Source organism: Exobacillus caeni, from assembly GCF_005747095.1.
Lineage (GTDB): Bacteria > Bacillota > Bacilli > Bacillales > Guptibacillaceae > Exobacillus > Exobacillus caeni.
In genome coordinates this window covers 286890-293458 of record NZ_SWLG01000007.1, presented here as the reverse complement: position 1 = coordinate 293458, position 6569 = coordinate 286890, and the positions used below count along the sequence as shown (strand labels likewise).

Annotated in this window: 7 protein-coding genes and 2 rRNA genes; 8 read left to right on the top strand and 1 reads right to left on the bottom strand. The window is 42.7% G+C overall.

All coding sequences use genetic code 11. The features are described 5' to 3' along the window. The 3 genes from FCL54_RS12345 to FCL54_RS12335 form a co-directional block, all read left to right on the top strand. Nucleotides 1-98, top strand: a 23S ribosomal RNA gene (locus FCL54_RS12345); the annotation flags it as partial. A gap of 61 nt (nucleotides 99-159) precedes the next feature. Continuing rightward, nucleotides 160-276: ribosomal RNA gene (rrf, locus tag FCL54_RS12340) — 5S ribosomal RNA — on the top strand. A 688-nt stretch (nucleotides 277-964) separates the two neighbouring features. Then, nucleotides 965-1960 (top strand): acrylyl-CoA reductase family protein, encoded by a 996-nt coding sequence (locus FCL54_RS12335; RefSeq protein WP_138126843.1) that lies wholly within the window; start codon nucleotides 965-967, stop codon nucleotides 1958-1960. Between the two features lie 78 nt (nucleotides 1961-2038). On the opposite strand, the gene FCL54_RS12330 is transcribed toward FCL54_RS12335, so the two are convergent. Continuing rightward, the gene (locus FCL54_RS12330; RefSeq protein ID WP_138126841.1) at nucleotides 2039-2698 is read right to left on the bottom strand and encodes a DsbA family oxidoreductase; all 660 of its coding nucleotides are present in this window, start codon (nucleotides 2696-2698) and stop codon (nucleotides 2039-2041) included. 276 nt (nucleotides 2699-2974) lie between these two features. Between FCL54_RS12330 and queD the strand changes: the two genes are divergently transcribed. From queD to FCL54_RS12305, 5 genes are all read left to right on the top strand, one after another. Then, the gene (gene queD / locus FCL54_RS12325; protein WP_138126839.1) at nucleotides 2975-3445 is read left to right on the top strand and encodes a 6-carboxytetrahydropterin synthase QueD; all 471 of its coding nucleotides are present in this window, start codon (nucleotides 2975-2977) and stop codon (nucleotides 3443-3445) included. Further along, nucleotides 3442-4170: a 7-carboxy-7-deazaguanine synthase QueE gene (locus tag FCL54_RS12320; RefSeq protein WP_138126837.1), complete on the top strand. Its 729-nt coding sequence runs from the start codon at nucleotides 3442-3444 to the stop codon at nucleotides 4168-4170. The genes queD and FCL54_RS12320 overlap by 4 nt, the downstream gene beginning before the upstream one ends. A gap of 2 nt (nucleotides 4171-4172) precedes the next feature. After that, nucleotides 4173-4847: a 7-cyano-7-deazaguanine synthase QueC gene (gene queC / locus FCL54_RS12315; protein ID WP_138126835.1), complete on the top strand. Its 675-nt coding sequence runs from the start codon at nucleotides 4173-4175 to the stop codon at nucleotides 4845-4847. A gap of 65 nt (nucleotides 4848-4912) precedes the next feature. After that, the gene (locus FCL54_RS12310) at nucleotides 4913-5398 is read left to right on the top strand and encodes an 8-oxo-dGTP diphosphatase (protein WP_138126833.1); all 486 of its coding nucleotides are present in this window, start codon (nucleotides 4913-4915) and stop codon (nucleotides 5396-5398) included. Nucleotides 5399-5593: 195 nt separating this feature from the next. Next, a complete protein-coding gene (locus tag FCL54_RS12305; RefSeq protein WP_138126831.1) occupies nucleotides 5594-6202 on the top strand; it encodes a protein kinase family protein in 609 nt (202 codons plus the stop codon). Nucleotides 6203-6569 lie beyond the last annotated feature (367 nt).

Genomic DNA, 6569 nt, shown 5'->3' with positions numbered 1-6569 from the left:
GGTAAGATCCCTTAAAGATGATGAGGTTGATAGGTCTGGGGTGGAAGTGTGGCAACACATGGAGCTGACAGATACTAATCGATCGAGGGCTTATCCTATTTATTAAAGATGTCTAGTCGTTATCTAGTTTTCAGGGAACAAACCCTGATAAATACATAGTCCGGTAATGATGGCGAAGAGGCCACACCCGTTCCCATGCCGAACACGGAAGTTAAGCTCTTCAGCGCCGATGGTAATTGGGGGATCTCCCCCTGTAAGAGTAGGACATCGCCGGGCGAGTGGAAGAACAGCTGAGGGAGCTGTTCTTTTTTTGTACGTGAAAAATTCCCAAAAGATAAGAAAAGCATCTTCGAATAGGAGGGTCGAGCGAAGCTGACGAAGAGATCCTCCGCTTATCTCGGCCCGACGCCGAACACGGAAGTTAAGCTCTTCAGCGCCGATGGTAATTGGGGGATCTCCCCCTGTAAGAGTAGGAAATCGCCAGGGGAAGGAAAAGAACAGCTGAGAGAGCTGTTCTTTTTTGTATGGCAAAAAAATTATAGGTCATCTGATCCCTTATTTCGTCTGAAAAAGGGGTTCCGAAGTTATTTGAGGTCATCTGTTCCGCTATTTCCCTAAATTTCCCCCGTTCCCACTCCAATTTCAGTGAATAGAGGAACAGATGACCTATAAAAATTTAAAAAGCTTGTTTTTATCAAAATAAGGAACCATATGACCTATAAATCTAAAAGCTTACTAATATGAGCCCCCGAAACTTCCTCACATCTCCAAAACTTACTCATAACCCTCAACCTTCCTCATACCCGAGAATGACTCTTCTCCCAAAAAGCTTTTCTTTTTCTGATTATCCCAAAACATGTTAAGATAAGCCTAACAATGAACAGCTAGAAGAATGAACAGCAAGAAGGAAAAAGCCCTTAAGAGAGAGATTAAAATTATACATACTAGAAGGGAGACTGCTGTAATGACTTTTAAAGCTTTTGTTTTGGAAAAAGAAGATCAAAAGGTAGATGCTGCATTAAAGGACATAACTTTTGACCAGTTGCCAGAAGGGGATGTAACAGTCAGGGTAGCTTATTCTAGTGTTAACTATAAAGACGGATTAGCAGTGCTGGATAAAAGCCCGATTGTTAAAAACTATCCGTTTATCCCGGGGATTGATTTAGCTGGTGTAGTAACAGAATCCAAAAGCGATCAATTCAAAGAAGGCGATAATGTTATCGTTACAAGCTATGGTCTTGGTGTTACCCATTATGGGGGATTTAGTGAATACGCACGTGTACCGGCTGATTGGGTCGTTCCTTTACCGGAGGGTCTTTCGTTAAAAGAAGCAATGGCTTTTGGAACTGCGGGGCTCACGGCGGCATTGGCGGTTCAACGGTTAGAAGATAATGGATTAACAGCTGGACAGGGTCCTGTACTTGTTACAGGGGCTACAGGTGGTGTTGGAAGCCTTGCCGTTGCGATGCTGTCTGATCTTGGATACGAAGTATATGGAAGTACAGGAAAAGAAACAGAACACGGCTTCTTAAAGCAGCTTGGTGCTGCAGAAGTGATCGACAGGGAAGAAGTTGTGAAAAAAGACAATCGGCCGTTAAATAGCCAGAAATGGGCTGCAGCTGTTGATCCAGTTGGAGGGAAAACGTTAGAGTACTTGTTAACTACGGTAAAAACCGGTGGATCAGTAGCATTGATGGGGCTTGCCGGAGGAGCAGAATTTTCTTCTACAGTCCATCCGTTCATTCTAAGAGGTATCAATCTGCTTGGAATCGACTCCGTTTTTTGCCCGTATGAAAAGAGGAAGGCTGCCTGGGAGCGCATTGCGACAGACTTAAAAGTGGAAAATAAGCTTGAGGGTATTATAAACGAAATAAGCTTTGACCAGCTGCCGGAAACGTTGAGCGGAATTTTACAGGGAAAAGTACGGGGAAGAACAATCGTAAAAATTTCAGAAGAATAACAAATAAAAGGTTATCCACAGAAACGATGGGGGACAGACCCCTCGATGAATTGTGGATAACCTTTTTTAATTAGTTTATTAACAGCCGTCGATTCCGCAGCTCATTCCTTCTGAGAATAAGTTCTGAAGGTTAGTGTTTTGGTGTTTTTCAAGCTGTTGGTTTATGGTTTCTTCAAGTGTGTCTTTTGAGCGTACTCCGGCAAGCACTTCATCTCCGATCACAAATGTAGGGACGGCTGTTATGTTCGCTTCCTCATAAGCGTGTTTCAATGCTTGCTGATGTGTTTCTTTATATTTTCTGGTTTCCAATGCTTTACGATACTCATCCTGATCAAGCCCGATTTCTCCGGCAAGTTTTGTAAGAACACCAATGTCCCCGATATCCTGCTCTTCCTGGAAGAAGGCACGGAGCATACGGTCGTTGTATTCGTTTCCTTTTCCATGTTCTTTTGCATACTGATAACCCTCAAATGCAAGGTGTGTATATGGTTGCGGGGAAACTTTAGGAAGCACAATGTCTATTCCCATTTGCTCAGCCATCGGATAAACGCCCTGTTTCCAGGTGGTCTGCAGATAGTCTCCTTCAGGCTTTAATGTTTCGTTTGGGTAAGGCCGAAGCTCATAAGGCATCCATTCTATTTTAACGTCTTTATCTTTAATCGCTTCTTCTAACGGCTTTTCAGCCAGAAAACAGAAAGGACATACATAGTCTGAATAAACTTTTACTGTTAGAGTCATACAAATTCCTCCTTACGTTTCAGTATACTCACTAAGTTATCACAAGAAAAATATTTAGCTTTAATAAAAAGTACCAGCCGAAATGATCAACAGACAAAGGGGCAGACCAATCAAAAGCGGCGGAAATGTGATATAATAATTTAGTTGGAGAGTTCGTAATTCCCACCTCTCATAAAACAAAACTAGGGAGCGTGAAAGTCAATGCCTTGTGCGGGTTAATAGCACAAGAGATGCTTTTATGCGACTCCCTTTACTGATGAAAAGGGGGCTTTTTTTATGGGGTTTTTTATACCAAAAAAAGTTGAAGTGCTTGGGGAAGATATTCAGAAGTCTGAGTTAAAGTATCACGACCGGCGTGTGGCTGTGACAAAGGAATTTACCTTTGATGCTGCACATCATTTGCATTGTTACGAAGGGAAATGCAAGAGCCTTCATGGGCACACGTATAAGCTTGTTATAACGATCAGCGGTTATTTAAACGATATTGGAATCGCAGTTGACTTTGGGGATATTAAGAAAATTTTTAAAGATGTGATCGATTCGAAACTGGACCATCGTTATTTAAATGAGGTATTGCCAAATATGAATACCACGGCAGAAAACATAATCGTCTGGATCTGGGAACAACTTGATTTAAGAATGGAAAAAGAGGGTCTTAAAGCAGAAGGGCATCGGCTAGAAGAGCTCGTTCTTTATGAAACCCCAACAAGCTATGCAACACTGAAAAGGGAGTGGATGGAAGGATGAGCAAGTGGACGTTGCCATTAATAGAATCATATAAAAGTTGGGAGCTTCCGATGGTGGAAATTTTTGAAACCGTGGAAGGCGAAGGGACGAAAGCTGGCTTCCCAACTGTTTTTGTCAGGGTTTTTCATTGCAATTTGCGATGCAGCTGGTGCGACACCCCGTATAGTTATGCTCCTGAAAAAGCGGAGTATACAGCAAGCATCGAAGAAATTATTGAAAAAATCAAGGGCTTTAACAGCCGTAACATTTGTTTTACAGGCGGGGAGCCATTGATTCATCGTGAGAAGTCAGCAGCTTTGATCGATGCGATGACTCAGCTGCCTCATATTGATGATATTCATATCGAAACAAACGGGGCCATCGATCTAAAACCGTTTGCGGAACTCAGGGATAACAATTTTTTATGGAAGAAGAAAGTACGCTTTGTGATGGATTATAAGCTGCCGGATTCTGGAGAGCAACACCGGATGCTCCATGGAAATTTTGGTGTCCTGTCAGAGGGCGATGAGATTAAGTTTGTGATCGGCAGTGACGAAGATTTTAATATCGCAAAAGAAATCAAAGAAACCTATCACGAAAAAGGCCAGGTGTTGTTCAGTCCAGTATGGGAAACGATGCCCCCGAGAAAGCTGGTTGAAAAAATCCTGTCAGCCGGACTTTCTGATGTAAAGCTAAGCATGCAAATTCATAAAGTCATCTGGCATCCTGATGAAAGGGGAGTGTAACGATGCAGAAAAAAGCAGTGATTGTGTTAAGTGGGGGGCTTGATAGCACCACATGCATGGGGATTGCAAAAGAAAGAGGCTATGAGCTTCTGCCGATTACCTTTCACTACGGACAGCGCCATAACCGTGAAGTGGAACAGGCTAAGAAAGTTGCAGAGTTTTATAATGTGAAAGACCATCGTATCGTGGACATCAACTTTCTAAATCAAATTGGTGGAAGTGCCCTGACAGATTCGGAAATCGACGTACCAGGCGAAGAAGAAGAGGGAATTCCAAACACCTATGTTCCTGCCCGCAATATGATATTCCTGTCCCTTGCATCAGCATATGCAGAAGTTGTTGGTGCTGAGGCGATCTATATTGGCGTATCTGCGCTTGATTACAGCGGATATCCGGATTGTCGGCCAGAGTTTATCGATAGCATGGACAGGACGATTAACCTTGCAACAAAAGCAGGAACGACTGGAGGGCATTTGAAAATCGAAACCCCGCTTATTCATTTAACAAAGGCACAGACGATTGAAGAAGGGCTGCGATTAAGTGTTCCGTATGAGCTTACAACTTCCTGTTATAATGGAGGAGAAGAAGCTTGCGGCGAGTGTGACAGCTGCAGATTAAGGTTAAAAGGTTTCCGTGAACTTGGGGAAGAAGACCCTATTCCGTATAAAGGGAAATGAAGTAGCTTTGTTTCAGGGGATATTCTCCCCTGTTTTTTATACATAAAATAGGAGGCAGGAAGCTGATGGCTGTTGATTTTAAAGATATTGAACATCAAATGTACACGATGGTGATGATTTCGGATAATGAACGTGTACTACTTATTAATCGTCCTGATAAAAAAGGGTTTCCGGGATACCTGGCTCCAGGTGGAAAGATCGATTTTCCGGAGAGCCTTGTGGAAGGTGCGATCAGGGAAGTCAAAGAGGAAACAGGGCTTACGGTGAAGAATCTTCAATACAAAGGCCTTGATGAGTATGTGAATCCAATAGCCAGAGTTCGGTATATGGTGTTTAATTATCTGGCCACCGAATTTGAAGGCGATCTCCTGGAGAATCCGCCGGAGGGTGAGTTGGAATGGGTGCCGATTGACAGCGTGGAGAACCTCCCGATGCAGGACTGGTTTCGTAAAAGATTTCCGTTATTCTTTGAGGAAGGGACGTTTGAGATACAGGTTGTCTGGGATCAAGAAAAGCAGGTATCAGTTGAATCCAAGCTTGTGAAGACATAAGAAGCGAAGATATAAAAGAAACTCCTCGAACCCCTTTGCCATCATCCATTCAGGCAGAGGGGTTTCTTTCATGCATGAAATGTTTTTGTGGTTGAATATGATAACATAAGGAAAGTTTTGGACGGTTTGATTCTGTGATTCCCTCGGGAAAAAGAAAACAACTGAAATATCCCATTCAGGGAAGGAGCATTATAGATGGAAAGGGCTAAAGAGCTTGCTGGAGATGTTGCTTTTGCTGATCATCCGTCTTTTATAAAGATTACGAATATCCCAGAGGGCCTTAAACTTATCGGAAAAGGGAGAAGTGCCTGCGTCTTTAAAATAAGGCACACGAAGCTTGCGATGAAAATCTTTCTTCCTGAATACGAAAGCCTGGCCATCAGAGAAGCTAATATTTACAAACGTTTAAAAGGAACAGGCTATTTTCCAGAGCTTTACGAAGCGGGAAAAGGATTTCTCGTGATGGATTATATCGAAGGAAAAACGTTTTATGATTGTGTGAATGAAGGCATTAGAATTAACGAAACAATGATCGATGAAGTAGATCAAGCACTGAACATCGCAAGGCAGAAAGGGTTGAACCCATCCGATATTCATCTGCGCAATTTACTGCTGACGAAAGAAGGAACCATAAAAGTTATTGATGTAGTGCGTTATGAGCAGACAAAAAAATGCAGGCAGTGGGATGACCTTAAGCTGGCGTACTATAAATACTACTCCAGAAAATATTTTCCCAAACGCCTCCCAAAACCGCTTCTTGAAACCATTGCAGTGATGTACAAAAAGAAGTTATTCACAATTTGACGGGTGTCAGACCCCTTATCAACTTGTGGATATTTTTAAAAGAGAGATTTTCAACATTGTTGATAAGTAAAGGGTTCGGATTGTGGATAGATTATTGAATAGCCATCTGCGGATCATATTTGGTTAATGTACAAAAATAGCCCCCCAGCGTCCTGGGGGGCTACCCCCTGGCTTTTCTGTTGAAAGCAAGGAGTAATCCGGATTTGGTATGGCAGCATAAGAGTCAGTCATCAGGAATAACTGCTTACGCTTGTTTTAGTATTTCCGTGTTTGTTTCCGTTATTCGATAGATAAAGGAAAAAGGCTGTGGCCGGTCCCTTGCGAGACCGGCCACAGATTGGTTGGTGGGCTGCTTTTCTGGCAAAAA